Source organism: Psychrosphaera ytuae, assembly GCF_017638545.1.
In the GTDB taxonomy this organism is placed as follows: domain Bacteria; phylum Pseudomonadota; class Gammaproteobacteria; order Enterobacterales; family Alteromonadaceae; genus Psychrosphaera; species Psychrosphaera ytuae.
The window spans coordinates 1,520,904-1,546,869 of sequence record NZ_CP072110.1; the positions used below are offsets into that span (position 1 = coordinate 1,520,904).

Consider the following 25,966-nt stretch of genomic DNA (forward strand, 5'->3'; position numbering starts at 1 on the left):
CAAGAAACTTTCTTTGTTAGACTCCGGTCAATATCCGAAGTTAGGAAAACAGGAATCTCTATGAAAATTTTAAATATGACAGCCATAATTGCCATCGTGGCGCTATTTAGTGCAAGTAATCCGGCGGTTAGCGCCGACAAAACAGATAAACAAGCACAAGACGCTGTGATCAAAAGCAAACTTCTTAAAATTGGTCTTACGGTTAATGAAGTCCAAGACTCACCGATTCCAGGTCTAAAACAAGTTCTGACTTCTCGTGGCGTATTTTACACGTCAGTTGACGGTCAATACTTTATGGCTGGCCGTTTGTTTGACGTTGAAAACGGTATGCAAAACCTGACAGACCTTGCCTTGTCAGACCTTCGTTTAGAAGGCGTTGAAAAATATAAAGACTCAATGATTGTGTTCCCAGCTAAAGAGCAAAAACACGTTATTACCGTTTTCACAGACACAACGTGTACTTATTGTAAAAAGATGCATGCACAAATGGATGAGTACAACGACTTAGGTATTACAGTGCAATATTTGGCGTTCCCACGTGGCGGCATGGCCTCACAAGGCGCTAATCAAATCCAAGCAGTTTGGTGTTCTGCAGATCAGCAAAAAGCAATGACAGAAGCAAAAGCGGGCCAATATATTGATGCCCCTAACTGCAACACTAAAGTCGCCGAGCATTATAACTTTGGTATCAGTGCTGGTGTCACTGGCACCCCTGCGATCATTCTAGAAGATGGTCAGTTCATTGGTGGTTACAAGCCACCTTCGGCTCTATTACAAGACTTACAACGCGTTCAATAACCACTTTTAGCTTCGCAGTAGGTACTAATAGAATATGTCGTTAAATATTCAACGCCGTGTCACTTCTGACACGGCTTTTTCTTCAGAGCTTCACCCAGTTATCGCCAAAATATACTCAGGTCGTGGTATTACAAACCCAAGCGAAATTAAGCGCAAAGCGGGTGAGCTGTTACCCGTCAGTACCTTAAAAGGTATAGATGATGCCGTTCCTTTGCTCCATGAAGCACTGCTGCAGCAACAGCACATCACCATAGTCGGTGACTTTGACGCCGACGGAGCCACCAGCACGGCGCTCATGATGTTGGGGTTGCGAAAACTGGGCTTTACTCGAGTCAGTTATAAAGTACCTAACCGCTTTGACTATGGATATGGCTTAAGCCCAGAACTGGCTAACGATCTGATCAAAACCGATACCGATTTAATCATCACAGTCGACAATGGCATCTCCTGTATCGCAGGTATCGACATTGTAAAGTCGGCAGGCATAAAGGTTATTGTTACTGATCACCATTTAGCGGGTCACATCTTGCCTAACGCTGATGCGATCATTAACCCAAATCAACCTGGGTGTGAGTTTGCCAGTAAAAACATCGCCGGTGTTGGAGTTGCGTTTTACCTCTTACTGGGTTTTAGAGCGTATCTTCGCGACCAAGGTTATTATCAATCAATGCAAATTACTCCACCTAATTTGGCTGAGTATATTGATTTGGTGGCATTAGGTACTGTTGCTGATGTGGTTAAGCTTGATACCAATAACCGTATATTAGTGCATCAAGGGTTGGCGCGAATTAAAAGTGGATTATGCCGCCCGGGGATTAGAGCCTTATTAGCCATGAGCAACAAAGACCTCAATAAGGTCAAGTCGTCTGACTTTGGTTTTGTTATTGGCCCTAGGTTAAACGCAGCAGGTCGTTTGGACGACATGTCATTTGGGATCCGTTGTTTATTAACAGAAGACTATGGTCAGGCACTTAAAATGGCTGAAGATCTCAATGACTTGAACAACGAGCGCAAAGACATTGAGCAAGGCATGCGTCTAGAGGCTGAAGCCGTTGTAAACGACCTTACCTTATCTGAGGGAGATGTACCTGCGGGCATTTGTGTGTACAAGCCCGACTGGCATCAGGGTGTTATTGGTATCGTTGCAGGTCGACTTAAAGAAAAGTATTACCGACCAACCATTGCGTTTGCAAAAGCCGACGTAAGCGCGACAGGAGACAGCGAATTAAAAGGCTCTGCACGTTCGATTCCTGGGTTACATATTCGAGATATATTGGACGAAGTAAACACTAAGTACCCAGGAGTAATCCTAAAATTTGGTGGTCACGCGATGGCAGCTGGACTCAGTATCATCGAGAGCAAGTTGGCAGAGTTTCAAAGTGCCTTTGAAACGGTCCTAAACCAACACTTAACTGAAGATGTATTGACGCAAGTCATCTTAACCGATGGTGAGCTACCTGCAGATTGTTTTACTGTTGATTTTTGTCAGCAACTAGCGGATGCAGGACCTTGGGGTCAAGGTTTTGCCGAGCCCACCTTCGATGGCGTGTTTACCATTATTAATCAACGCCTAGTCGGCGCAAAGCATTTAAAACTGGTGCTCTCAGACCGACATGGTCAATTGTTTGATGGCATCCACTTTAATGCCGACCTTAGTCAGTGGCCAAATCCCCATTGTGACCAAGCACAGATCGTTTATCAGCTCGATATCAATGAGTTTAGAGGAAACATCAACGTTCAATTGTTAGTTAGGGACATTACTCAAGCGTAAATAAAAAAGCGGCATGAAGTATACAAACATGCCGCTTTTTTTGTCTTCAACAGTGCTGTTTACTGCTTTATCTGCAAACTCGTATGCAACGAACTCTTATAGGCCTTCACCGCAGGTATCATACCGATAACCACACTACCTAATAAAACAAAGGTCAATAGCCAAAGCGTCTCAACGGTCAATACGTTAGCATCGATAAATAACCCCATTTGTGTGGCTAAGTACTGTTGAGCCATCATCATCCCAAGCCACAACACCACCACCGCAACAATCATAGACACCAAAGTTATGATTATGACCTCTAGTTGAATTAGGCTAAAGACAAAAACAGGACGTGCACCTAGGGTTCTAAAAATAGCGATTTCACGGGTCCGCTCTTTCATAGTGGCAAGTAACATAGTGCTCATGCCAATGAGAGTCGTTAGTAAAACCAGACCTGCTATTACCTGTAAAACCACTTCGATAGAGCCGACAATTTGCCAAAGTTGAGTCAATGCAACACCAGGTAAAATGGCAGAGATGGGCTCACCTTTGAAGTCGTTTGCCCATTTTTGCATGATCAAACTGGCGTAACGCGCTTTGAGTCCTACGAATATCGCCGATACTTTTGTTTCGTTATCGTCGACATCAGCTGCTTTATGCGCAGAGAGGAGATGTTCGCTGTGATCATGGTCGTGGCCATGATGTCCATGAGCTTCGTGCTCTTCATGCTCTTCATGCTCTTCGCCGTGCATGAGCGCTAAGCCATGAAAATTAATGTGTAACGTTTGATCTACTGGTGTTCCTGTTTTATCGAGAATACCAACCACCTTAAAAGGAGTCCCATCATGATGGGTAAAACTGGTTACGCCAGTACCATGGGACAAGACGATGTCATCACCAACCTGGTAGTTAAATTTACTGGCGATATCCGCACCTAAAACAAGATCAAAATCCTGTTGTGGCTCATTGCCAATTGCAAAGCTCAGGGCTTGTTTGTTGCCATATTTAAAATGTTCATAATATTGTGAAGTTGTAGCCAGCACACGATGGCCTTTGTGGGAGTCACCTAATGCAATTGGCGCAGCCCAACTCACCATAGGGTGATCTTTTAATGTTTGATATGTTTGCCAACTGATCGCTTGACCGGTTTCTCCTATCCTAAACACTGAGCCCAATAGTAAGTTAAGTGGTCCGGTGCGAGGGCCAACTATTAAATCGACACCCGATACGGTGCGACTAAAACTTTGTTTGGCTTGCGCTCGAATATGCTCGACCGCCAACAACACAAAAATACTGATGGTCAAAGCCAACACCGTCAGTAACACGGTACCTTTGCGGTTGACCAAACTCTGTTTGGCGATATTAACAAACATCCTGCGCTTGCCCCTGTACTTGGTTAATCGACTCTATATCTAATACGTTGCCAAAGTGGCTTGCTAGTGTTTTGTCGTGACTGACAAACACCAACGTCGCTTGTGATTCGTCAGCGAGTTTAAACAGCAATTCAATAAATGCGTCACGGCTATTTTGGTCCAACGCTGAAGTCGGTTCATCGGCAATCAATAACTCTGGCTTATTGATCATAGCGCGTGCAATGGCGACTCGTTGCTGTTGACCTACGCTCAATTGGGACGCAGGTTGTGAAAGGATTGAATGGGGTAATTGCAAACTTTCAATTAAATGGAGTAAATGAACTTCGACCTGTTCTTTTACAGCGGGCTTAGCTGTGAAATAGTCGGCCAATAAAATATTGTCTCGTACCGATAAATAAGGGATCAAATTTAGCTGCTGAAATACAAAACCTATGTGTTGAGCTCTAAATTTGTCTTTTTGTTTGTTTTTAAGCGTTGCCAAGTCAGTATCAAGAATTGCAATACTGCCAGAGTTTGGCTCAACCATGCCGGTTAAAATATTGAGCAAGGTTGACTTGCCCGACCCAGATGGCCCGTACAAAAAGACATGTTCTCCCCGCTGAACTTCCCAACTACCAATTGACAATATGGTTCGTTCAGGCGCTTGCGGGTAACTAAACTTGAGCTTACTCAACTTAATCACGTTGTGATTGGACATAAAGGCTCCTCGATTTTATTACCGCTCATAATAACCAATCGGACAAAAAAAAGCAGTGAAGTCCACTGCTTTTTAGAATAGTTATTAGTGACATAGCATGTAACACTAGGTCACCAAAGTAGGTTGCTATCGAGTTTTACTTCACAATAGTCATCTCGTCGATGATGTTTTGCGCGCCATCGATGTATTCCATTGTCCACAGCATAAACGGTACGCTAGTGTGAATAGCACGGTTTAACTTAGGATCGTAATCCCAGTCACCTATGATAGATTCGTAAACACCATCAAACACTAAACCAACAAACTCACCTTTGTCATTTAATGTTGCAGAACCTGAGTTACCGCCTGTAATGTCTAGGGTTGATAGGTAATTTACCGGAACAGACCCTAGTTTTTCATTTTTGTATGGTCCGTACTTCTTCGCAGCAATGGCTTCGCGAATGTTCGGGAACAAATCAAACTCGTCGTCACCCGGAATGTATTTCGCTAACATACCTTCAAGTGAGGTAAATGGTGTCGCGTATAATCCATCCTGAGGTGAGTAGCCTTTTACGTTGCCGTAAGTGATACGAAGTGAAGAGTTCGCGTCTGCATAAACGGCTTCACCACGGCTTTTCTTAAAGGCGATCATAGCTTCCATATACGCAGGACGAGCTTGTTGCAATTTACCGCTTAGCGCTTTGTCTTGCTCTTCTTTGGCCATTGCAACGTCATACATAGTAACTGCATATTGAATGAATGGATCGTCACTTTTCTCAAAGTCCTCGACTGATTTTTCCATCCAAGCCAAACGAGCTTCTGCCGTAGTTAGCTCTGTCTCAGCGTACATTTTGTTGATCTTGTCTTCCAATGCCTTCATGTCCAAACCTTGGTCTAAGCCAAAGTAAACATCAAAAGTCTCGTTGCGCTTTTCAGCTGGAAGCGTCATGTATTCTTTAACAAAGTGTAGGAACAATGCTTTATCTACTTGCTCATCAAAGCGTTTGTTGAGCACTTTCATACCTTGCTCAAAACGACGCATATCACGGTCTTGGAAACCACGACGACGCTCTACATTTGGCTTTTGCTTTTCGTGCGCTAATCGATACAAATTAGATGCAACTCGCATCATGCTGCCACGACTCACAAGACCTAACAACGTATCTGCTTCTTGATCTTTTTGCGATTCTAGAATCAGTGCATTTAAGGTATCGAGGGCCTTACCATATTTGGCTTTGCGGTTTTTATCTGCGTTAATCCAAGCTTTTAAGTCATTGTTTAACTGACGTTTACGCTCAAGCATGTCGCCTTTGTTGTAGCTCTCAATCATTGAGCCGTAGTTTTTGGCGTAATTAGCTAAACCCGCAATCGTACCTGCGTACTTGATACGAGCGTCACTGCCCTCTTCTGAGTTTGCTTTGATAACATCAATATACTCTTCTTGAAGGCGCTTAGAACGCGGATAGACATTGGTAAATTGATTTTCAACTTCGACGTCGGTTCGGTAGCGATTTGTTCGGCCTGGGTAGCCCAACACCATCACGTAATCACCTTCATCAACGCCATTTGCATTTACTTTCAAAAATGCATCTGGTTTAAACGGCACGTTATCTTCTGAGTAATCAGCTGGCTTGCCATCTTTACCAACATAAGCGCGATAAAATGACCAGTCACCAGTATGACGAGGCCACATCCAGTTGTCCGTATCACCACCAAACTTACCAATACTTGAAGGCGGTGCGTAGACTAAGCGAACATCGCGAATAGCGAGCTGTTTAATTAAAAAATATTCTGCGCCACCGTGGAAGCTGTAAACACTACAACGGTAATCTTGTGATGCTTCACAGTCTGCGACTAGCTCTTTTTCACGCTTATCAATCGCATCAAAATACGCCACACCCGTGGCACCATGAGGAATAGACGACTTGATATCTTTCGTCACATTTGTGAGTGATTCAGTCACGTAAATACGAGAGTTTGGCGTTGCAGCCAGCTCTTTGTCTTTGCTTTTGGCAACAAAGCCATTAACTAATAAGTTGTTCTCTGCGGTAGAGTTATGCTGAATATTGCCATACGCACAGTGGTGGTTAGTTACTACCAAGCCTTGCTCTGACAAAAACGATGCAGAGCAGCCCCCCAAGCTTACTATCGCGTTCATTGGGAATTGGCTTAAATCTGCCATTTTTTCTGGATTAAGCTTTAGACCCGCCGCTTTTAATTGTTTTTTGATTTGCGGTAATTGGTGAGGTTGCCACATACCCTCGTCTGCTTGTGCAGTCGCGCCAACAAGAGCCGAAAGTGCAATCCCTGTTGTCATTAACTTTTTAATCATTAGATTTCCTTGACCTTTTTGAGTGTCTTTAAGTTATAAAATAACATTTTTAGTGTTACCGATTTTTGTTCAAAAAGTAATCCCCTTTGAGACAAAACTAGATGAATTCACGATGATATTTGTCACTAAATGTAAACGGTTTGGTATCATGCCAAAAAGGCAGAGTATTGAGGGAAGTGGTGTTAGACATTTACGCAGGCCCAGCAGCAAAGCAACAAATTTTAGAGAGAGGCTTTCGGCCGGAAGATTTTTCCACGTTTTTGGGTGCGTCTGGTGGACCCAAGTGGTTTAGCTTATTTGGCTTAGACAAATATTTGTTTGGAGAGTTTTTTAAAGACTCGTTTCACTCAATGGACTTGATTGGCTCTTCTGCTGGTGCTTTTAGAGCCTCTTGTCTTGCTCAAAACGACCCTGTGCAGGCGATATCAGAGCTTGCATATCGTTATGCTGCGACTGATTTTGCGTTAGATGCAACTCCAACCGGTGTAACAAGGGCTGCGCAACAGTTACTTGGCCATATTCTTCCGACAGATAAGTGCCAGGAAGTACTTGATAACCCACAGCGTAGAGTTCACTTTTTGACGGCTCGTTGTTTAGGTTCCGTAGCCAATGAAAACAAATTAAAACAGGGGTTGGGCTTGGCCAAAAGCCTCATCAATAATGCAATCGGCCGACAACACCTAACAAAGCAATATCAACGCGTCATTTTTTCGAGCAATCCACAACCATTGTCTTTACAAGAAACGGCGGTCTTCACGACCGAAACCGTACCATTAAGCCAAGATAACTTTCATTCGGCATTATTAGCCAGCGGTGCTATCCCTATGGTGATGTTGGGTATACCTGATATTCCAGGAGCTCCAAAAGGTATGTATCGCGATGGCGGGATCATTGACTACCATTTTGATTTTACTGTGCAAAACGACGGCCTTACGCTATACCCTCATTTTAATAAAACCCCGAAGGCTGGCTGGTTTGACAAAAACCTAAAACGTACTGCCAGTGCCAAGCACTACGACAAAACAGTTATGCTGGTACCGTCTGATGAATTTGTAAGCCAATTGCCGTTTAGCAAAATACCAGATAGAACTGACTTTGAAAAAATGGATGCCACAACTAGAATTCGCTACTGGCATACGGTATTTGAAGAAACAGAAAGACTTGCTGAGTCGTTCGATAATATGGTCAAAAAGTTTGATCCGGCAAGGTTAAAGCCACTTGCGTTTTAAAAAAGCGGTTTAATTACTTAAAACGACTGTCGCAACCGCAACGTCTTGCTCGTCACTGATACTAAGTAAAACACTCTTCACTCCACGTTGACTGGCAATATCTTGTGCCTTTGCAGAAAAGGTCATATGAGGCGCGCCGTATTCATCATTGGTAATTTCGAAATGATGGAAAGATATTCCGCGCCCTATACCTAAGCCTATCGCTTTAGCAGCCGCTTCTTTGGCTGCCCAGCGTTTGGCTAAATAACGGCCAGGCTGAGCGTGTTGACGAAAAATGGACAGCTCAGTTTCCGTCAAAACCCGTTCAGCCAGGCGATCGGATTTTTCAATCGCCTGCTCTACTCGACTAATGGTAACTATATCCGTCCCTAGACCTAGCACAGACATTGTTAAATACCCTGACGAGCTTCGTTCATTAGTGTCTTCATGTCGCGTACGGCTTTGTCCAAACCATCAATAGCAGCACGAGCAATAATTGCATGACCGATATTTAACTCATAAATATCAGGAATAGCCGCGATCGGCTTAACATTGTGGTAGTGAAGACCGTGGCCAGCATTAACGATGATCCCCTGCTGAGTGGCAAAGGCAACACCGTGCTGAATTCGAGCAAGTTCAGCTTCCATCTCTTGCTCAGTCTCAGCGTCGGCATAGTGGCCGGTGTGGATTTCGATATAAGGCGCACCAGTTTTGGCAGCTGCCGTGATTTGAGCTTCGTCAGCATCAATAAACAAAGATACTTTTGAACCAATCGCCGTCAAACGCTCAACGGCGTCTTTTACTTTATCGAATTGACCAACAACGTCCAAGCCACCTTCGGTGGTTAACTCTTCGCGCTTTTCTGGTACTAAACAAACAAAAGGTGGCTTAACTTCGGATGCAATTGCGATCATTTCGTCGGTCACTGCCATCTCTAAATTCATTCGAGTTTGAATCGTTTTAGCTAGAGTATAAACATCGCGGTCTTGGATATGACGGCGGTCTTCTCGTAAGTGAATAGTAATGCCACTTGCACCGGCGTGTTCAGCGACAGCGGCTGCATGGATTGGGTCAGGGTACGTCGTTCCACGTGCTTGTCGTAACGTTGCAATGTGGTCAATGTTCACCCCTAAATGAATTTCACTCATATCTACTCCAATTCCTGTTTTTAACCTGTTATTTTCTAAATAATTCTCTTGATTTGAGTGGCTTATCACCTAAGTGAACCTGTAAGCAAAGACGCATAATTCCTTTAGCCACTCGTAAATCTTCTTTTAATACTTCACTATCCGGATTTTCGACCATATCGAGTGTTGTGTCTAACCGTTGAGCCAAAGATAGTATTTGGTGTCCTGTAATACTACCCGGCTTGTCACTTGTCATCACAAAACCTCGGTCGGGCCTAAGCTCGTAACTTGCTCCAGACGCAATTTCTACACCATGCTCACACTCGTTCTGAAAACTAATACCGTATCCCAACATGACTAACAAACGGTACTCAAACTGCCTCAAAATCAACTCTAACCAAAGCCCTTCGCTACCGAGTTGTTCGGGGGTTTTAGCTAGGTATTTGAGTGCATAGGTGTATAACGCATAAAGCTCTGGGTAGTCTTCGTCTGCTTTACACAAGCGACATATTAGTTCGTTGATGTAAAAGCCGCAAAACAAGGCTTTACCCTTCAGTTCAGTTAGTTGCCTAGCTAATGATTGGTTTTCATCAACACTTTTTAACGTGCGCAGCCCAGATGTTTTTCGAAATTGAATTACCAGTGGTCTGAATGGTCTGAATAGTGCCGTCTTCGCGGTGTTTTTTTTACTGCCTTTAAAGCCGATGATGGACATGCGCCCTTCACCGGCAACCAACATTTCAATTAACAGTTGGTTTTCTTTAAACGGTCGAGTGTGCAGAATAAAAGCGGGCGCGTACTCCAGTTCCTTTGCCATTACTTGCCCACTTATAAATTAGTCTTCTGAATATCCCAACGAACGCAACGCACGTTCATCGTCAGCCCAACCACTTTTCACTTTAACCCAAAGTTCTAGGTAGACTTTTTCGTCTAATAGTTTTTCGAGATCCTGACGAGCATCACGGCCAATCACTTTTAGTTTTTCGCCTTTTTTACCGATAACCATTTTCTTTTGGCCTTCGCGTTCAACCAAAATCAATGCATTGATACGCCAAATCTTTTCATCCCATTTAAACTGCTCAATCTCGACAGTTGCAGAGTATGGCAACTCTTCACCCATAAAGCGCATTAGCTTTTCACGAACGATTTCAGCCGCCATAAAACGTGAAGAACGGTCTGTTACGTGATCTTCAGGGAAGAAAAATGGATTTTCTGGTAAGTAGTTGCGTACTGAAGCTTTAATTGGCTCAACGTTAGTGCCTTTTTCGGCAGAAATTGGAATAATCTCTTCAAAGTCGTGCTTAGCCGATAGAGTCTGTAAAAACGGCATCAAAGTCTCTTTGTCTTTGATCATATCGACTTTGTTTATCAATAAAATCACTGGCTTTTTAGAACGACGGATCTTCGTTAAGACCATTTCGTCATCTTCAGTCCACTTTAGAGCTTCAACAACAAACAACACTACTTCAACATCGCCAAGGGCACTTGATGCTGCACGGTTCATTAATTTGTTAATGGCGCGCTTTTCTTCTTTGTGAAGACCCGGTGTGTCAACATAAACGATTTGCTCGTTGCCTTCAGTGTGAATACCCAAAATACGATGACGCGTTGTTTGCGGCTTTTTGGAGGTAATACTGATCTTTTGCTCAAGAATGTGATTCATCAACGTAGACTTACCTACGTTTGGACGACCAACAATGGCAACGAGACCACACTTTTTGGTTTGGCTTAAATCAGCGCGATTGTTTAAGTTATTTAACAAGGCATCTAATTCGGCCTGGTTTTGATCTGAATTGCTCACTTTGTAATTACCTCTAATGCTTTTTCTGCCGCAGCTTGTTCTGCTTTACGGCGGCTTGACCCTTTTGCAACCATTGACTCACCCGTCTCTAATCGGCACTCAACGGTAAACATCTGGTTGTGTGCCTGGCCTGTTGTTTCAATCACTTCATAAACAGGCAATGGTTGCTGTCTAGACTGCAGCCACTCTTGCAGTCGTGTTTTGGGGTCTTTTAATGCTTTTGATGGATCAACCGCAGCTAAATATTCTTCTACTAAGCCTAGAACAAATTTTTTACATTGTTCGATATCTGAGTCTAAATAAACCGCACCAATAATGGCTTCAACTGCATCCTCTAAAATTGAATCACGTCTAAAACCACCGCTTTTCATTTCACCTGGACCTAAGACCAACCAATTGCTTAGCTCAAAAGCTTTGGCGATTTTGGTCAACGTCTGCCCACGAACAATTTGAGAGCGCATGCGAGTCAGTTCACCTTCGGTCGCTTTAGGGAAATTAAAGTACAGGGCTTCGGCAACGAACATCCCGAGAAGAGAGTCACCGATAAATTCAAGGCGCTCATTGTGAGCGCCCTTTGCACTGCGGTGAGTCAGTGCTTGTTTTAATAAAGACTCGTTATTAAATTGATAACCGAGTTGTTTACCTAACTGTGTGTAATCTTTTTTGATCAATGCTTACTCTTTTGTCTTAAATCATCTTTGCTGTGCCACTTAGTATGTGGCATTCGGCAAAGAAGGAAGTGTTTACTGCACACTTCCCAAACGTGAAAATCGAATGTCTACTGGAATAAAGTCCGGTAGCCAGCTGATCTTTCCGTCGTTAAAGATAAAGCTCATCCAAATGAAGACCGCTTTACCCACCATTTGTTCTTCGCTAACAAAGCCCCAAAAGCGGCTGTCAGTACTATTATCGCGGTTATCACCCATCATAAAGTAATACCCTTCTGGAACAATCCACTCTCCCTGACGAGTGCCAGGTTGCGAATAAAACTGCTCAGCCATATCTGGATATCTCGGGTTAATCAGAACATCGTGCTCTACATTGCCTAACTGCTCTTTGGCTGTGATCAAAGGTACACCCATCATCTCAAACTCACCCTGAGCAACTTTGTTTAGCTCGACGCGATTTAGTTTGCCACAATCGTCCGGCTGACGTTCACAGCTCGGTTGAATGAACAACTGCTTGTTGCGATAAATAACTCTGTCGCCTGGCACACCAATAACACGCTTGATGTAATCTAAACGTTCATCAAGTGGATATTTAAATACCGCAATATCACCGCGCTCAGGCTTGCCAGTCTCAATCAGTTCTGAACGCCAAATTGGGTCGTGAACACCATACGAATACTTCTGAACCAAGATAAAATCACCGACTAGCATAGTTGGCATCATAGAGCCTGACGGAATTTGAAATGGTTCGAATAAGAAAGAACGAAATATGGTAATTAACGCCAATATTGGAAAAATTGACTGTGCCGTTTCCGCAATTACTGGCTGAGGGGCGACTTTTTCAAGTTCATCATCAGGAAGAGTGCCCCCCGCGACGGCTAATGCTTGTTCTACTTTAGCGCGACGAGCCGGTGCCCATAGCTTTGCATCGATTAGCCAAATAAGGCCACAAGCCAAGGTTAACACCACTAAAAATACTGCAAAATATCCTGCCATACTCAGTTCTTCCTGTGTGAACAAATCGGCCTAATGGCCGATTATTTACCAACTTTTAGAATTGCTAAAAACGCGTCTTGTGGTAACTCAACATTACCTACTTGTTTCATGCGCTTTTTACCTTCTTTCTGTTTCTGAAGGAGTTTCTTCTTACGAGATACGTCACCACCGTAACACTTGGCGATTACGTTTTTACGCAATTGTTTAACGGTTGTACGAGCGATAACGTGTACACCGATAACTGCTTGAATTGCGATATCAAACATTTGACGTGGAATTAGCTCTTTTAACTTTTCTGCTAGCTCACGGCCTCGGCCTTGTGCAAAATCACGGTGACAAATCATCGCTAATGCATCAACTCGTTCGCCGTTTAATAAAATGTCAACGCGAACCATGTCAGCTGCTTCAAAGCGAGTGAAGTTGTAATCTAGTGAAGCAAAACCACGGCTGGTTGATTTTAAACGGTCAAAAAAGTCCATAACAACTTCGGCCATTGGTAAGTCATAACTTACTGCAACTTGCTTACCGTGGTAACTCATTGCCGTTTGGACACCGCGTTTTTCAACACAAAGTGTAATGACGTTACCCAAGTACTCCTGTGGTACTAAGATATCTGCTTTACAAATTGGTTCCCTAATTTCATCGATATCACCTACAGCTGGTAACTCAGACGGGCTATCGATACTCAATAGTTCACCTTTTTTGGTCAATACTTCGTAGTTTACCGTCGGTGCTGTAGTGATTAGGTCTAAGTCGTATTCACGCTCTAAACGCTCTTGGATGATTTCCATGTGTAGCATACCCAAGAAGCCACAACGGAAACCCAAGCCCAGTGCAGTAGAGCTCTCTGGCTCGTAGAACAATGACGCATCGTTCAGGCTTAACTTGCCTAGTGCATCTCGGAATGCTTCGTAGTCGTCAGAGCTAACAGGGAATACACCCGCGTATACTTGCGGTTTAATCTTTTGAAAACCCGGTAACGGTGCGGTTGCTGCATTTACCGTTGTTGTTAGGGTATCACCAACTGGTGCACCTAAAATGTCTTTGATACCTGAGATAACAAAACCAACTTCACCTGTTCTTAGGATACCTGTATCAGTTTGTTTTGGCGTAAAGATACCAATCTTGTCAATGATGTGAGATTCACCCGTCGACATTACTTTGATTTTATCGCCCTTTTTCAGCTGGCCGTGTTTGATACGTACCAATGATACAACCCCTTGATATGGGTCAAACCAAGAGTCGATGATCAACGCTTGTACTGGCGCATCAGGATCACCTTCTGGTGCAGGTACGTTTTTGACGATGTCTTCAAGTACGTCTTCGATACCGATACCTGTCTTAGCCGAACACTGCACGGCGTCAACGGCATCGATGCCTACGATGTCTTCAATTTCTTCGGCCACGCGCTCAGGATCAGCTTGTGGTAAGTCAATTTTGTTAAGGATTGGACGAACTTCTAAGTCCATCTCAATCGCCGTGTAACAGTTGGCGACCGTCTGAGCTTCAACGCCTTGACCCGCATCAACAACTAACAGTGCACCTTCACAAGCTGCTAGTGAGCGAGATACTTCATAGGTAAAGTCAACGTGCCCTGGTGTATCGATGAAGTTAAGCTGGTATGTTTCACCGTCTTTCGCTTTATAGTTTAGCGTTACGCTTTGTGCCTTGATTGTGATACCACGCTCACGCTCGATATCCATCGAGTCAAGTACCTGCGCTTTCATTTCGCGATCAGTCAATCCTTCACAGTGCTGAATTAAGCGGTCTGATAAGGTTGATTTACCGTGGTCGATGTGGGCGATGATACTGAAGTTGCGAATGTTCTTCATAAAATTTTGTACTTTACCTATTACCGTTAACATCACGCTGCCTCAGCAGCGTATAAGTACTCTTAGTGTTTATCTTTCTCTTGTTGATAGTGAACATTTACTCGCATTTTTATAAACAAGTAAAAGCCAAAACACTATCCGAATTCAATAAATACAGAATGCATAAAAAGGCCGCAATTTTACACGTTATTGCCTTTGCTCTCCACTATTTTAGTGTGTTTGGCAAAGATTCGATAGAAATTAGAACTGTCCTTGATTAGGACCTGAGCTTGAAGTGGAATTGAATGCCGCCAACTCTGTCTTAGTTAACTTGTTTGACCTCAATGTCTTGAGAGCCGTCACTCCCCTTAACTACAGATAAAACCTCTAATAATTGCGGCTCATATCGCTCTGGACCATCGGATTTTAGTTTGTATTTAGCCACGCCAAACCCCACTGCACCGCCGAGTATAGTGAATATGATCACCTGCCATTCTGCAATGTCGATAAACCTAGAAAGCCAGTATTCGGCACCTAAGGCAAATAATATGGCGCTGATCAAAGGGGCGAGGTAAACCCAAAATGCCCCTTGGATTAAACTTTCTTCAGGAATCCCGATTTCTACCTGGTCATGAAGTTGAGCCTTTAAGTGGTTGCGTACCTTGTTGATCACAGACTTGCCCGCAAATGCCTCCGCAACCGAACTTGTCCCACAATTTGACTTGGCAGCACAGGACGAACAGGTCGACTTGATTGCGGTTTCAACCCAAATAAATTGTTCGTCAATTTGAACCACTTGACCGCGTTCTTTTATCACTTAGCAGATACACCTTTAGCTATTTCGAATCCTGTTTCCGGTGGGATCATACCAATAACAGTGACATCAAAGCCACCAGCATGAATCATCACAAATGAGGTTGCACCATCGGTTAATACAACTGGACTGGTGAAGTTGTCCAAAGGTCGCTGAACATAAATTGAAAACTCAACCAAACCGTCACTAAATAGGTAATAATCGGACACTTCTCGGCTAATTGACACGTGATGACGGTCACTTTTGATCAATTCAAAGCCCTTAGGAATATGAGAAATTATCCAGTTATTTGTTTGTTGGTTAGCAGCTACGGCAGCAGGCGCTTCTGGTAGCTCCATAGTCGAGAGTTTGACCATCTCTTCTGTGTGTTGGTTATACACAGACAAATGCATCATGACAATTTGCTCGACCGCTTCGCCTTCATCGTCAACATAAACCATACGCAAAGGCAGCCCACTTTCAACATCTATCCAAACCCAAAAGTTATAAGTTTGGCGCTTAATGGATTCGATTCGAATGAGTTGAGCTGAGCGTCCTGCAATCTGACTCTTACTCACTAAAACAAACTGATAACTATCAATAAGCTCACCCGCATTGCGGTAGAAAATTGGCGGCATAAAGTTGCGAATACTATTGCCCTGAACAGCGTAAGGCTCTTTTTTTGAGTCAAAAAAAGCAATGGTATTGTCGCGACGGATCATAGTACCAACGCCACCTACAAGTTGCGAGACGCGCTCAACTTCAACTTTGTTTTCACCCTCTCCTACGGTACCGTGTAACCATTGATACGATTCGGTTTTTTGTCCTTTTTGACGCATGATACCCGCCTCAAAGTGACTTTCTCTTAATGCAGTTCTTAGTTTTTTTAACCAAAACGCAGCGTTGATTTTTTCAGCGCTAGCCGACATGTCTGTTACAGGGTCAGGCTTGACTTGGCCAGCACTGACTAAAGATGCTCTTGGTGGCTGTTCACTCGGACTATTGGTGCTTACACCCTCTTCAGGGTCGATATTGAGCTGAGGAATTGCGATAGAAAAGGAACTGAATAAGCTCAGTGCTAATACTAAAAAAACGTGTTGTGTCGTGCTTCCTTTGATCACTTTTCACCTACTTCTTTAACACAGTTTGATGACTTTGAAGAGAGAGATGTGAGCCTCAATAAAAAACAACATCAAACTTAAATAAACTCTGAAAAACAAAAACGCCCGGGCGTATCCTCAAATGAGATGTTACCACAGGCGTTAGCATTCACTTATAGTATGTTGAACAATCGCTGATTAATTTTGAATTGGCTCTTGTCCATTGGCGTCAGATGCAGGGTCAGACTTTTCTTCTGCTTGCTCTTCAGCTGCACGTACTTGCTGGTTATGGTCTGCCATCAAAGCATTAATACGCGATTGTGTAACTTGATTTGCTGTTGGTTTCTTTTGTGTTCCATCAAGAGAAACTGGTTTTAAGTCCTGCACAATAGGTACCGTATTTAACACAGGCGAAGAGACGCGCTCCGTTTGACTTGTTTGCATGTTGCCAACTCCAACCACCGCAACTAACGCAACTGATGCTGCAATGGCAAATTGAGTACCGCTTTTCGCGGCTGCACTGTTGCCAATCTGAGTAACCAGTGTGGTAAACCGCTCACGCCATTTTGGATGGGAAGATATCGCCGTTACACTCGCTGGAGTCTCGGCCTTAGCACTTTCTTCCACTATCGCATCTGCTACAGGAAGCTCAATGTTTGCGACCGCTTGCTGAATTGACGCTGCAAAGCTACTTTGCACTATCAACTCTTGCTCGTTTCTCATTACATCCCCAATCAACGCATAGCGGCTAAACTGCTCTTTGGCCTCAACGTCAACTTCTGCAGAAGAGAGAGCGTCGTGTAATTCAGATTCTGACAACTCGTCATCTAATAATGCAGATAATGGTTCTTGGTAATTATTCGTCATATTGCGAATGGCTCCATTTAACGGTTTTCTAACAGCGGCTGTAATTTGGCGTCGATGGCATCACGTGCTCTAAATATTCGAGAACGCACAGTTCCAATTGGACACCCCATAGCAGTTGCTATCTCTTCGTAACTCATCCCATCGATTTCCCTAAGTTGAATCGCAACACGCAACTCCTCCGGTAATTGTTCAATGGTATCGAAAATCACTTTTTTTATTTCTTCAGTTAGCGCAAGTCGCTCAGGTGATGCGTTAGTTCTTAATGCATCACTTGTTTCGTAGTACTCAGCTTCTTCGGCATCAACATCCACATTAGCGGGACGGCGGCCTTTTGCCATTAAATAGTTTTTGGCGCTGTTTACTGCGATTCGGTATAGCCACGTATAAAATGCAGCTTCACCTCTAAACCCTGGCAACGCGGTATAAGCCTTGATAAATGCATCTTGAGCGACGTCTTGGACATCGCCGTTGTTGCCTAAATATCGAGATACCAAGCTTACGACTTTGTTTTGATACTTTCTTACTAGCAAATCAAATGCCGCTTTATCACCCGCTTGCGCTCTTCTGACTAATCCTAAATCTTTACTCTGCTCGCTCATCAGAGCTACTACTCCTGCTTTTAGCTAGCGCCTAAAGTCTGCTAATATCGGCTTTTGCTGTCTTTATGACTGTCGCTTATTTAAAAAGTTCTAATTTATTTTGATTTTTTTTATAAAATAGACGTACAACCACCATTTGTGAATGTTTTAAACGTCTTTTACTCTTTTTCTGCTTTGGTTTTCAAAGTGTAACACAATGACTACTTGGTAAATTTAATGTCGAACGATACTCAGCACTACACAGATTGTTTAATAATTGGCAGCGGCGCCGCGGGTTTGACCTTGGCACTGAGTATTGCAGATCAAGCAAAGGTCATCGTTTTGAGTAAGTCAGCTTTAAAAGAAGGCTCGACTCTTTATGCACAAGGCGGAATCGCAGCCGTATTTGATGAAAACGACAGCATAGACTCACATGTTCAAGATACTTTGATTGCTGGTGCAAACCTGTGTGACGAAGAAGCTGTTCGATATACGGCTAGCCACGCTAAGTCCTCTATGGAATGGCTCATAGCCCAAGGCGTCCCTTTTGACCAAGTTACCGACTCTGATGGTTCTTCTCGTTATCACTTAACTAGAGAAGGTGGACACAGTCACCGTCGGATATTACATGCGGCAGATGCTACGGGTAAAGCAGTGCAAACGACCTTACTCGATAAGGTAAAAGCACACCCTAACATTCGCCTATTTGAACGATTTAATGCTTTGGACTTAGTCAGCGAAAAAAGCGCAGACGACAGTAACGGTAGCACTGACAAAACCGTTAAAGGGGCCTATGTCTGGAACCGCAATTTAGAGCGCGTAGAAGTCGTGCGTGCTAAGTTTATTGCTTTAGCAACCGGTGGAGCGAGCAAGGTTTATCAATATACCTCTAATCCTGACATCGCCAGCGGTGATGGAATTGCCATGGCTTGGCGAGCTGGTTGTCGAGTCGCTAATATGGAGTTTAATCAATTCCATCCAACCAGTTTGTATCACGAAAAAGCCCAAAACTTTTTAATTTCAGAAGCGCTAAGAGGTGAAGGAGCAAAGCTTCGTCGTCCTGACGGAACGCGCTTTATGCCCGATTTTGATGAACGTGAAGAATTAGCTCCACGCGATATCGTTGCCCGTGCCATCGACTTTGAAATGAAGCGTTTGGGCGCGGATTGCATGTATTTGGATATTACTCACAAAGAAGAAGAGTTTATCTTAGAGCACTTTCCAACGATTTACGCTGCTTGTCTTAAAGTGGGTATAGATATTACCAAAGAGCAAATCCCTGTCGTGCCAGCGGCCCATTATACTTGTGGTGGTGTGATGACCGACTTAAAAGGACAAACTGACATCAGTAACTTATTTGCGATTGGAGAGGTTGCATACACAGGTCTACACGGCGCCAATCGAATGGCGAGTAACAGCTTGTTAGAGTGTATTGTATTTGCCCAAGGGGCCGCTGAGCAAATCTTGACGCGTCTTGAGCAGCAACCAGAGCCAGGTGATATTGCCCACTGGGATGAGAGCAAAGTAACCAGCTCCGAAGAAGATATTCTTATTAGCCACAATTGGCATGAGTTGCGCTTATTAATGTGGGACTATGTCGGAATTGTGCGCTCGGATAGACGTCTAATTAAAGCACTAAAGCGTATCGAACTTATCAAACAAGAAACTGATGAGTTTTATGCCTCTTTTAGAGTTAGTAATAACTTGTTGGAGCTGCGTAATCTAGTGCAAGTCGCTCAACTAATTGTTCAAAGTGCCTTATCTCGTAAAGAAAGCCGTGGATTGCATTACACCATTGATTATCCAGAAACGTTACCAACCTCTTCGCCTACGATATTGAGTAAAGTCTAGGTGGATAAATATCAGTTAGGTTAGGAGGATTGGCTGCGGATAAACGCTAGTTTTAAGCACCATTCCCGCCAACACTTGGTACTGACTTGATCAGAAAAAACCACTAAAACTAAGTACACCCCATCACCCATGGTGAGCTTTCTCTCGCTCTTTTGGGCTGGTTGCTGGCTTTTGTGATTACCCTGATTAGGAGCATTGTTTGATCGGTACGGGCTACAGTAAATATCTAAGATCATCAATGGGCCAATTCGCAAACTAGAAGGAAGCAGCTGATATTCTTCCTTTTTGTTTATCTGACTTCTCGCTGTTCGCCAACACCCAAATAACAATAGTTCAACCAAAAACACCAACAACAAAATCACATAACTCGAAAATATAAATCGCAGAACGTCATAGTGGACTGATCCTAAGTGCTGTTTAGTCAAATACACCACCAACAACATATAGTGAGAAAAGTAGAGCAACGCACGGGTGACGGATAAAGGTCGAATTGAAGTTAAGTGGCGCTGATTAAGTCGGCTGGAAATCAGAGGGATTGAGGTTTCGAGAGGGTGATTTTGTTTCATCACCCAATTGTAGCTTCTTTATTGAATTAAGATGCTTTTACACGGTTCAGAATGATCTGGACTATGCGATTTAGCTCAGCGTCTTCGCACTCTTTGTGACCCATAAACCAAGCGAAAAGATCGGGATCTTCACACGCCAATAGTTTTTGGAACGCCATTTTGTCGGCATTATCTAATGCATCATATGCTTCATCGACAAAAGGTTCGAACAAGACGTCTAATTCTAACATGCCACGGCGACACGCCCACTTCAACTTAGGTTTGGAGTCCAATTGAAACTTTGTGCCTGAGGCATCGACATAAACAACTTTTGCTTTAGATTCTGTCATGAGTAATGCATTCCTGATTGGTTCTTCTTGCTTAGCCTTGATTATACTGTCTTATTAGCAAAATTAATCACACTTTTTTAAACTTATAGCATAACTCTGCCATCCCACCTTGTTCTTCTGTACAATGCCCCCATAGATAAAGGAAAGATTAACTTTGAAGAGAATAATGAGCGAATTAGTTACTCTACCAGAATTTGGCGTAATCAAATTAACCGGCGAACAAAGCCATGAGTTTTTACAAGGTCAAGTAACCTGTGACGTTTTTCAATTACGAGAAAAAGCGTGGATCGCAGGAGCCCATTGTAATGCTAAAGGTAAAGCTTGGTCTGCATTTTTAGCGTTTGAACAGAACCAAGATTTGTTTTTGGTGATGGTAAAAGACAGCCTCAAGGTTACCCTTGCTGAACTCAATAAATATGCAGTGTTTGCCAAAACTGACATAACCGATGACAGTGCTAACTGGTATGTTTACGGGGTAACCGGTTTAACAGACAGTTTTACTGACAATATTACTGAAAGCGACGTTATCTTTGATTTGACCACCAGCCATCAACTTCTTGTTTCAAAACAAAACCAAGAAGACAAGGCTACAGACTCTAAAGAAGCCCACACCACATGGTGGCAACTTGAAGTCGCCTCTGGTCGCGCTCACCTTTATAACAACATCATTGGTGAATACGTTCCGCAAATGATGAACCTACAAGCGTTAGATTATATTTCGTTTAAAAAAGGCTGTTACATGGGCCAAGAAATGGTCGCTCGCATGCGCTATTTAGGCAAAAACAAACGTGCCCTGTACATTGCAGAAATAGACACGGAAGTTGAGTTAACGCCTGGCCAAGATATCTATCGAGAAATGAATGAACGTCGCCGTAAAAGTGGTAAAGTAATTACCAGTCAAGCGGGTAATGGCAAGACCGTATTCCAAGTGGTATTGCCAAACGACACAGAACAAAGTGAACACCTGTTCATCGACGAAGAGAGCGACATATGTGCGCAAATTATGCCTCTTCCCTACACCCTAGAACAAGATTAAGGATCCCTATGAAAATCGCAAATAACTCAGTTGTAACCATGCACTATGCTGTTAAAGATAAAGAAGATAACTTAATCGACAGCTCATATGACAGCGAGCCGTTGGTATTACTACAAGGCTCTAAGTTTTTGATTGAAGGCTTAGAAAATGCGTTAATCGGTCATGAAAAAGGCGATACTTTTGAAGTTGCAGTAGATGCAGAAAATGCTTACGGCCCGCGTCACGATGGTCTGGTACAACGCATTGGTAATGAAATGTTTGCAGATTTTGACGTTGAAGTTGGCATGCAATTACGTGCCACTACAGATAACGGCGACCAAACAGTCATCGTTGTTGATAAAGACGATGAGTCTGTTACCGTTGACGGTAACCACCCTCTAGCTGGTGTTGACCTTAAATTTGACGTTGAAATCATTGACGTTAGAGAAGCGACGGCTGACGAAATCGCTCACGGTCATGCCCACGGTGCTGGCGGCTGTGGCCACAGTCACTAATTGTCATTAATGACTCATTTTTGAATAAATAAGGCGCAGATAGCGCCTTTTTTTGTATTTTCTTTCCAAATTAAAGTAATCTAAGCCAAGGCCGACACATAGATTGCCGTATACCTTTAATAGACCATTCAAATAATAATAAGTATAACAATGAAAGAATTTTGGTTGAAACTGAGCCTTCGATGGAAACTACAAGTCGGCTTTATGGCTATCGCCATGATCACTACTGTCTACAACAGAATCATCGCGTCCAATGAAATTGAACACGTGATCGATACGGTTTCAAAAAACACCTCAGATCCTGCCCTTATTGCTACGCTCAACCAACAACTGTCAGATTTCTACGTCAATTCGATATGGGACACATTGATACAGTTTGGTCTTCAGTTTTTTGTGATTATGCTAGTTGCACAACTCTTTGTTGAACCAATACTAAACTTAGTCAAATCATTAGAAGCGGTAGAACACGGAGATTTAACTCAAACGGTAGAGGTTCATTCAAAAGATGAAATTGGTGAACTAGAGCGACGTTTTAACTTAATGATCCGCAAGCTAAATTCAATTCTCAATGACGTTGAGCGTTCGACCAAACACATGGGCCAAAGTGCCTTTCAGATAGCGACTATTTCTCAAGAAATAGAAGTTATGACCGAGACAGAAAAAGCAAAAGAAAGCGAAATTAACCAAGCTACCCTCCAGGTTCAAAACGTAGCGGAACAAGTTCAAACAATTAGCCAAGAAGCCAATCAGCGCTCACTAGTAGCAGAGCAACAAGCGAAAAAAAGTTTCACCTCTCTGACTGAATCAATCAGTCAGTTGACTCACGTGTCAGGCAATATCGGTGAGACTTCTGCACAAGTAGAAGAGATAGTCGAGTTTAGTCGTAATATCAATTCCATACTTTCGACGATAAAAGACATCGCCGCACAGACCAACTTACTCGCACTTAACGCCGCCATTGAAGCTGCGCGTGCAGGTGAACAAGGCAAGGGGTTTGCAGTTGTTGCGGATGAGGTTCGCGGGTTAGCCGTTCGGTCACAAAACTCAGCTAATCAAATTACGCAAATCTTAGATGAGCTGTTAAGTAAAGTAACCACAGCCCAATCCTCTATGCAGTTACTCGTCGAAAACATTAACGAGAGCCAAAATCAAATTACCCAAACAGCTGATGTTGTTCAAACTATGCAAACTGACATTACCGACACGTCTGAGTTAAACCAACAAATAGAACAAGTCGTGCAACAACAAATATTAAGCTTTAATCAGTTAAATGGCCTACTCAAAGTACTATTTAAAACGATTGCGACAAACAGTAAGAAGATCAGTAACTCATCAAATATTTCGACGTCATTAAACAACTTGACGCAATCTCTAAATGCCCAGTTATCTGGTCTAAATATCGATAAGTCCGTTCAGTTTAACGATCAAAAAGCCAAACAAGAATTTTGTAAACGTAAAGCGACGCGTATAACAGGTCATAACCTAGTCAGTATCAAAGGCGAGTTTGGTGAATTAAACGGTCTATCTAAAGACTTAAGCACGACAGGGCTTGGTCTACTGCTTACTCAGCCGATTCCGGAATTAAAAGATTTGGAGCCGATGACCATCTCGTTAAAACTTCCGTGCCAAGATTTGAATGAGTACCGAGACCAAGCCCCAATCGTATTAAAAGGACACCTTGCTTGGCAAAAAGAACAAGGTGAACATGTTTACGCAGGCATCGAGTTTGAAAATGCGTCTGTACAAGAGATAAAAGCAATTGAGAGTGCTTTAAAGTTTTATACGGCATAACACCAATTAGCTTAACTTTGTTCGATAAAGTCAATCCAGTCCATTAATACAGCCAGGATATCGAGCTTCCCACACGAGTATTGATATTCCCACTCCATAACGTGATAGGTATCCTCATGCGCTGGGTGGGCTTGAGTTTTTATCGCATTATTGACGATGCTCACTTCATTGCGGTCAAAGGACACAGTCCACTCAGAATACGAAATATCCCCTTGTTCTGCTTCTAATCGCTCGACAAATTCTTTCAAACTTTTGCTTTCATACCTACCCGGGTGAAATTCACTGTTTAAAAAGTTTGCGAGAGCTTTGTGTTCTCCATCAAATTCGATATAGTGAACTCGGTTGTCAGTGTCATAAATAAAATCAACGTCCAAAATGAACTCTCCCTCAGGTTTTGGCGTATACAATAACTAAGATTATACTCCAAATTGGAAAACATAGTCGTTATTCCCCTCACCTTGTGAGATATATCTCACAACACTTGCAGATTTGGCCTAAATTTATGGGTAAAACCCCTACTAACTTTTCCCAACTCATTGTTTTAAAAGGAAATAATTACTAATAATTAGGGTTTCAAAATCATTTCAAGAAACTTTTTTCTATTTTAGAACTTCTCGCACAGCAAATTTCATTTAGTATTAATCCCACTTAACGACGAGAGTGTTAAATGATTTAACACACAGGGAATGGACACGCTGGATGCGATTAGGGACATAAGTTAGGAAGGCAGGAGCTGACTAAAAGGATGGAATAAGGAAGGCAGGACGCCAGGAATAAATGGATTGGAAGCGTAGGATGCGCAAAGGATTGAAGGGAAAGCAGGACGCTTTTGAGATGGAATTCTTGGAACTACAGGGAGCAGGACGTCGAAGGAAATGACAGCAGGGAGCCTAGGGAAGACGGACTGAAGGATTCAGTTTATAGGATGCCGGAAAGTATATAAAAAAAGCGCCTTAGGGCGCTTTTTTTATATCTGATGATTTCTTTTTGGTAATAGGCCAAACATAGTCCGGCCTAATCAAACCTCACCAAAATCAACTTATGGCATAAGCTGGTCTTGGTCTTCACCTTCTTTTTCTACGACTGTCGGCATTAGATCTTCTTTACTGATACCTAATGACAACGCAATCGAACTTGCAACGTAGATTGATGAATATGTACCAATCACAACACCGAATAGCAATGCAGTTGCAAAGCCTTTAATCAATGCACCGCCCATTACAAGCAGCGCAATCAATACAAGAATAGTTGTAATTGACGTAACCATAGTACGGTTTAGAGTCTGAGTTAAAGATTCGTTGATGATTTCTTCTGGTCCGCCGTCACGCATCTTCCTGAAGTTTTCACGGATTCGGTCAGATACAACAATGGTATCGTTTAGAGAGTAACCAATCACCGCTAAAATCGCCGCCAACACGGTTAAATCAAACTCGATACCCAATGCGCTAAACAAGCCTAATGTGATAATTACATCGTGAGCTAACGCAGATACAGAGCCCAAGGCAAAACGCCACTCAAAGCGCAAAGCAACATAAATCAAGATACAGATCAAAGCGGTTAGCATTGCCAAGCCACCTTGTTCACGTAACTCGTCACCTACGCTTGGACCCACAAACTCGATTCGACGTTTAGTCGCAGATGAGTCCATTTCTTGAAGCGCAGACATAATGCTGTCGCCAATCATAGCAGCGGTAATCTTTTCGCCATTTGACTCGTCATCTGCACGTTTACGCGGTGCTAATCGAATAAGAACATCTTTACTCGAACCAAAGTTTTGAACTGTTGCATCACCAAAACCCTCTTCTGCTAACACACCGCGGATCTGTTTTAAATCCGCACTTTTATCAAAAGAGACTTCGATCAAACTACCACCGGTAAAGTCCAATCCCCAATTCATGCCTTTAATAGCAAACGACGCCAACGACGCAATGATCAACAATATTGAAATCGCACCAGTAAAACGGCGGATTGACATAAAGTTGATGGTTTTTTCCAAATTTAATAACTGCATGTTTCCG

General features: G+C 43.0%; 25 protein-coding genes. 7 read left to right on the forward strand and 18 right to left on the reverse strand.

Translation table 11 applies throughout. The features are described 5' to 3' along the window. Nucleotides 1–60: 60 nt before the first annotated feature. Entirely contained in the window at nucleotides 61–798 is a 738-nt protein-coding gene (dsbC, locus tag J1N51_RS06640; RefSeq protein ID WP_208833145.1) for a bifunctional protein-disulfide isomerase/oxidoreductase DsbC, read from the forward strand. A gap of 34 nt (nucleotides 799–832) precedes the next feature. After that, the gene (recJ, locus tag J1N51_RS06645) at nucleotides 833–2,569 is read left to right on the forward strand and encodes a single-stranded-DNA-specific exonuclease RecJ (RefSeq protein WP_208833146.1); all 1,737 of its coding nucleotides are present in this window, start codon (nucleotides 833–835) and stop codon (nucleotides 2,567–2,569) included. Nucleotides 2,570–2,628: 59 nt separating this feature from the next. Here recJ and J1N51_RS06650 read toward each other — a convergent pair whose 3' ends face one another. From J1N51_RS06650 to J1N51_RS06660, 3 genes are all read right to left on the reverse strand, one after another. Further along, nucleotides 2,629–3,924 carry an ABC transporter permease gene (locus J1N51_RS06650; protein WP_208833147.1) on the reverse strand — a complete coding sequence of 432 codons (1,296 nt, stop codon included), beginning with the start codon at nucleotides 3,922–3,924 and terminating at the stop codon, nucleotides 2,629–2,631. Next, entirely contained in the window at nucleotides 3,914–4,621 is a 708-nt protein-coding gene (locus tag J1N51_RS06655; RefSeq protein WP_208833148.1) for an ABC transporter ATP-binding protein, read from the reverse strand. Before J1N51_RS06655 ends, J1N51_RS06650 begins: the two co-directional genes overlap by 11 nt. Nucleotides 4,622–4,757: 136 nt before the next feature. Continuing rightward, nucleotides 4,758–6,932 carry a S46 family peptidase gene (locus J1N51_RS06660; RefSeq protein WP_208833149.1) on the reverse strand — a complete coding sequence of 725 codons (2,175 nt, stop codon included), beginning with the start codon at nucleotides 6,930–6,932 and terminating at the stop codon, nucleotides 4,758–4,760. A gap of 179 nt (nucleotides 6,933–7,111) precedes the next feature. On the opposite strand from J1N51_RS06660, the gene J1N51_RS06665 reads away from it, so the two are divergent. Further along, on the forward strand, nucleotides 7,112–8,161 hold the full coding sequence (locus tag J1N51_RS06665) for a patatin-like phospholipase family protein (protein WP_208833150.1): 1,050 nt from the start codon (nucleotides 7,112–7,114) through the stop codon (nucleotides 8,159–8,161). 9 nt (nucleotides 8,162–8,170) lie between these two features. On the opposite strand, the gene acpS is transcribed toward J1N51_RS06665, so the two are convergent. The 11 genes from acpS to rpoE form a co-directional block, all read right to left on the reverse strand. Beyond that, complete coding sequence (gene acpS / locus J1N51_RS06670) at nucleotides 8,171–8,548, reverse strand: holo-ACP synthase (RefSeq protein ID WP_208833151.1); 378 nt, start codon at nucleotides 8,546–8,548, stop codon at nucleotides 8,171–8,173. Between the two features lie 2 nt (nucleotides 8,549–8,550). Next, the gene (gene pdxJ, locus J1N51_RS06675; protein WP_208833152.1) at nucleotides 8,551–9,288 is read right to left on the reverse strand and encodes a pyridoxine 5'-phosphate synthase; all 738 of its coding nucleotides are present in this window, start codon (nucleotides 9,286–9,288) and stop codon (nucleotides 8,551–8,553) included. A gap of 28 nt (nucleotides 9,289–9,316) precedes the next feature. Next, nucleotides 9,317–10,084 carry a DNA repair protein RecO gene (gene recO, locus J1N51_RS06680; RefSeq protein ID WP_208833153.1) on the reverse strand — a complete coding sequence of 256 codons (768 nt, stop codon included), beginning with the start codon at nucleotides 10,082–10,084 and terminating at the stop codon, nucleotides 9,317–9,319. 18 nt (nucleotides 10,085–10,102) lie between these two features. Then, entirely contained in the window at nucleotides 10,103–11,029 is a 927-nt protein-coding gene (era, locus tag J1N51_RS06685) for a GTPase Era (protein WP_208833354.1), read from the reverse strand. 35 nt (nucleotides 11,030–11,064) lie between these two features. Then, the gene (rnc, locus tag J1N51_RS06690; RefSeq protein ID WP_208833355.1) at nucleotides 11,065–11,736 is read right to left on the reverse strand and encodes a ribonuclease III; all 672 of its coding nucleotides are present in this window, start codon (nucleotides 11,734–11,736) and stop codon (nucleotides 11,065–11,067) included. A 75-nt stretch (nucleotides 11,737–11,811) separates the two neighbouring features. Further along, complete coding sequence (lepB, locus tag J1N51_RS06695) at nucleotides 11,812–12,732, reverse strand: signal peptidase I (RefSeq protein ID WP_208833154.1); 921 nt, start codon at nucleotides 12,730–12,732, stop codon at nucleotides 11,812–11,814. 41 nt (nucleotides 12,733–12,773) lie between these two features. Then, complete coding sequence (gene lepA / locus J1N51_RS06700; RefSeq protein WP_208833356.1) at nucleotides 12,774–14,564, reverse strand: translation elongation factor 4; 1,791 nt, start codon at nucleotides 14,562–14,564, stop codon at nucleotides 12,774–12,776. A 301-nt stretch (nucleotides 14,565–14,865) separates the two neighbouring features. Then, nucleotides 14,866–15,360, reverse strand: coding sequence for a SoxR reducing system RseC family protein (locus tag J1N51_RS06705; protein WP_208833155.1), 495 nt, complete (start codon nucleotides 15,358–15,360; stop codon nucleotides 14,866–14,868). Next, entirely contained in the window at nucleotides 15,357–16,457 is a 1,101-nt protein-coding gene (locus J1N51_RS06710) for a MucB/RseB C-terminal domain-containing protein (protein ID WP_208833156.1), read from the reverse strand. Before J1N51_RS06710 ends, J1N51_RS06705 begins: the two co-directional genes overlap by 4 nt. 177 nt (nucleotides 16,458–16,634) lie before the next feature. Continuing rightward, nucleotides 16,635–17,303 carry an RseA family anti-sigma factor gene (locus J1N51_RS06715; protein ID WP_208833157.1) on the reverse strand — a complete coding sequence of 223 codons (669 nt, stop codon included), beginning with the start codon at nucleotides 17,301–17,303 and terminating at the stop codon, nucleotides 16,635–16,637. Between the two features lie 17 nt (nucleotides 17,304–17,320). Next, the gene (gene rpoE, locus J1N51_RS06720) at nucleotides 17,321–17,902 is read right to left on the reverse strand and encodes an RNA polymerase sigma factor RpoE (RefSeq protein ID WP_208833158.1); all 582 of its coding nucleotides are present in this window, start codon (nucleotides 17,900–17,902) and stop codon (nucleotides 17,321–17,323) included. Nucleotides 17,903–18,118: 216 nt separating this feature from the next. On the opposite strand from rpoE, the gene nadB reads away from it, so the two are divergent. Next, on the forward strand, nucleotides 18,119–19,732 hold the full coding sequence (gene nadB, locus J1N51_RS06725; RefSeq protein ID WP_208833159.1) for an L-aspartate oxidase: 1,614 nt from the start codon (nucleotides 18,119–18,121) through the stop codon (nucleotides 19,730–19,732). Between the two features lie 20 nt (nucleotides 19,733–19,752). Here nadB and J1N51_RS06730 read toward each other — a convergent pair whose 3' ends face one another. Together J1N51_RS06730 and J1N51_RS06735 are read right to left on the reverse strand one after the other, a co-directional pair. Further along, nucleotides 19,753–20,298, reverse strand: a complete 546-nt coding sequence (locus J1N51_RS06730) for a hypothetical protein (RefSeq protein WP_208833160.1) — start codon at nucleotides 20,296–20,298, stop codon at nucleotides 19,753–19,755. A gap of 26 nt (nucleotides 20,299–20,324) precedes the next feature. After that, nucleotides 20,325–20,528, reverse strand: coding sequence for an FAD assembly factor SdhE (locus J1N51_RS06735; RefSeq protein WP_232842892.1), 204 nt, complete (start codon nucleotides 20,526–20,528; stop codon nucleotides 20,325–20,327). Nucleotides 20,529–20,793: 265 nt separating this feature from the next. Here J1N51_RS06735 and ygfZ point away from each other — a divergent pair, with 265 nt between their 5' ends. The 3 genes from ygfZ to J1N51_RS06750 all read left to right on the forward strand — a co-directional run bounded on the left by ygfZ (nucleotide 20,794) and on the right by J1N51_RS06750 (nucleotide 23,948). After that, entirely contained in the window at nucleotides 20,794–21,663 is an 870-nt protein-coding gene (ygfZ, locus tag J1N51_RS06740) for a CAF17-like 4Fe-4S cluster assembly/insertion protein YgfZ (RefSeq protein WP_208833162.1), read from the forward strand. An 8-nt stretch (nucleotides 21,664–21,671) separates the two neighbouring features. Beyond that, nucleotides 21,672–22,157 (forward strand): FKBP-type peptidyl-prolyl cis-trans isomerase, encoded by a 486-nt coding sequence (locus J1N51_RS06745; RefSeq protein WP_208833163.1) that lies wholly within the window; start codon nucleotides 21,672–21,674, stop codon nucleotides 22,155–22,157. Nucleotides 22,158–22,307: 150 nt separating this feature from the next. Further along, nucleotides 22,308–23,948, forward strand: a complete 1,641-nt coding sequence (locus J1N51_RS06750) for a methyl-accepting chemotaxis protein (RefSeq protein ID WP_208833164.1) — start codon at nucleotides 22,308–22,310, stop codon at nucleotides 23,946–23,948. An 11-nt stretch (nucleotides 23,949–23,959) separates the two neighbouring features. Here J1N51_RS06750 and J1N51_RS06755 read toward each other — a convergent pair whose 3' ends face one another. Together J1N51_RS06755 and secF are read right to left on the reverse strand one after the other, a co-directional pair. After that, the gene (locus tag J1N51_RS06755) at nucleotides 23,960–24,322 is read right to left on the reverse strand and encodes a YacL family protein (protein WP_208833165.1); all 363 of its coding nucleotides are present in this window, start codon (nucleotides 24,320–24,322) and stop codon (nucleotides 23,960–23,962) included. A 665-nt stretch (nucleotides 24,323–24,987) separates the two neighbouring features. Next, on the reverse strand, nucleotides 24,988–25,959 hold the full coding sequence (secF, locus tag J1N51_RS06760; protein ID WP_208833166.1) for a protein translocase subunit SecF: 972 nt from the start codon (nucleotides 25,957–25,959) through the stop codon (nucleotides 24,988–24,990). Nucleotides 25,960–25,966 lie beyond the last annotated feature (7 nt).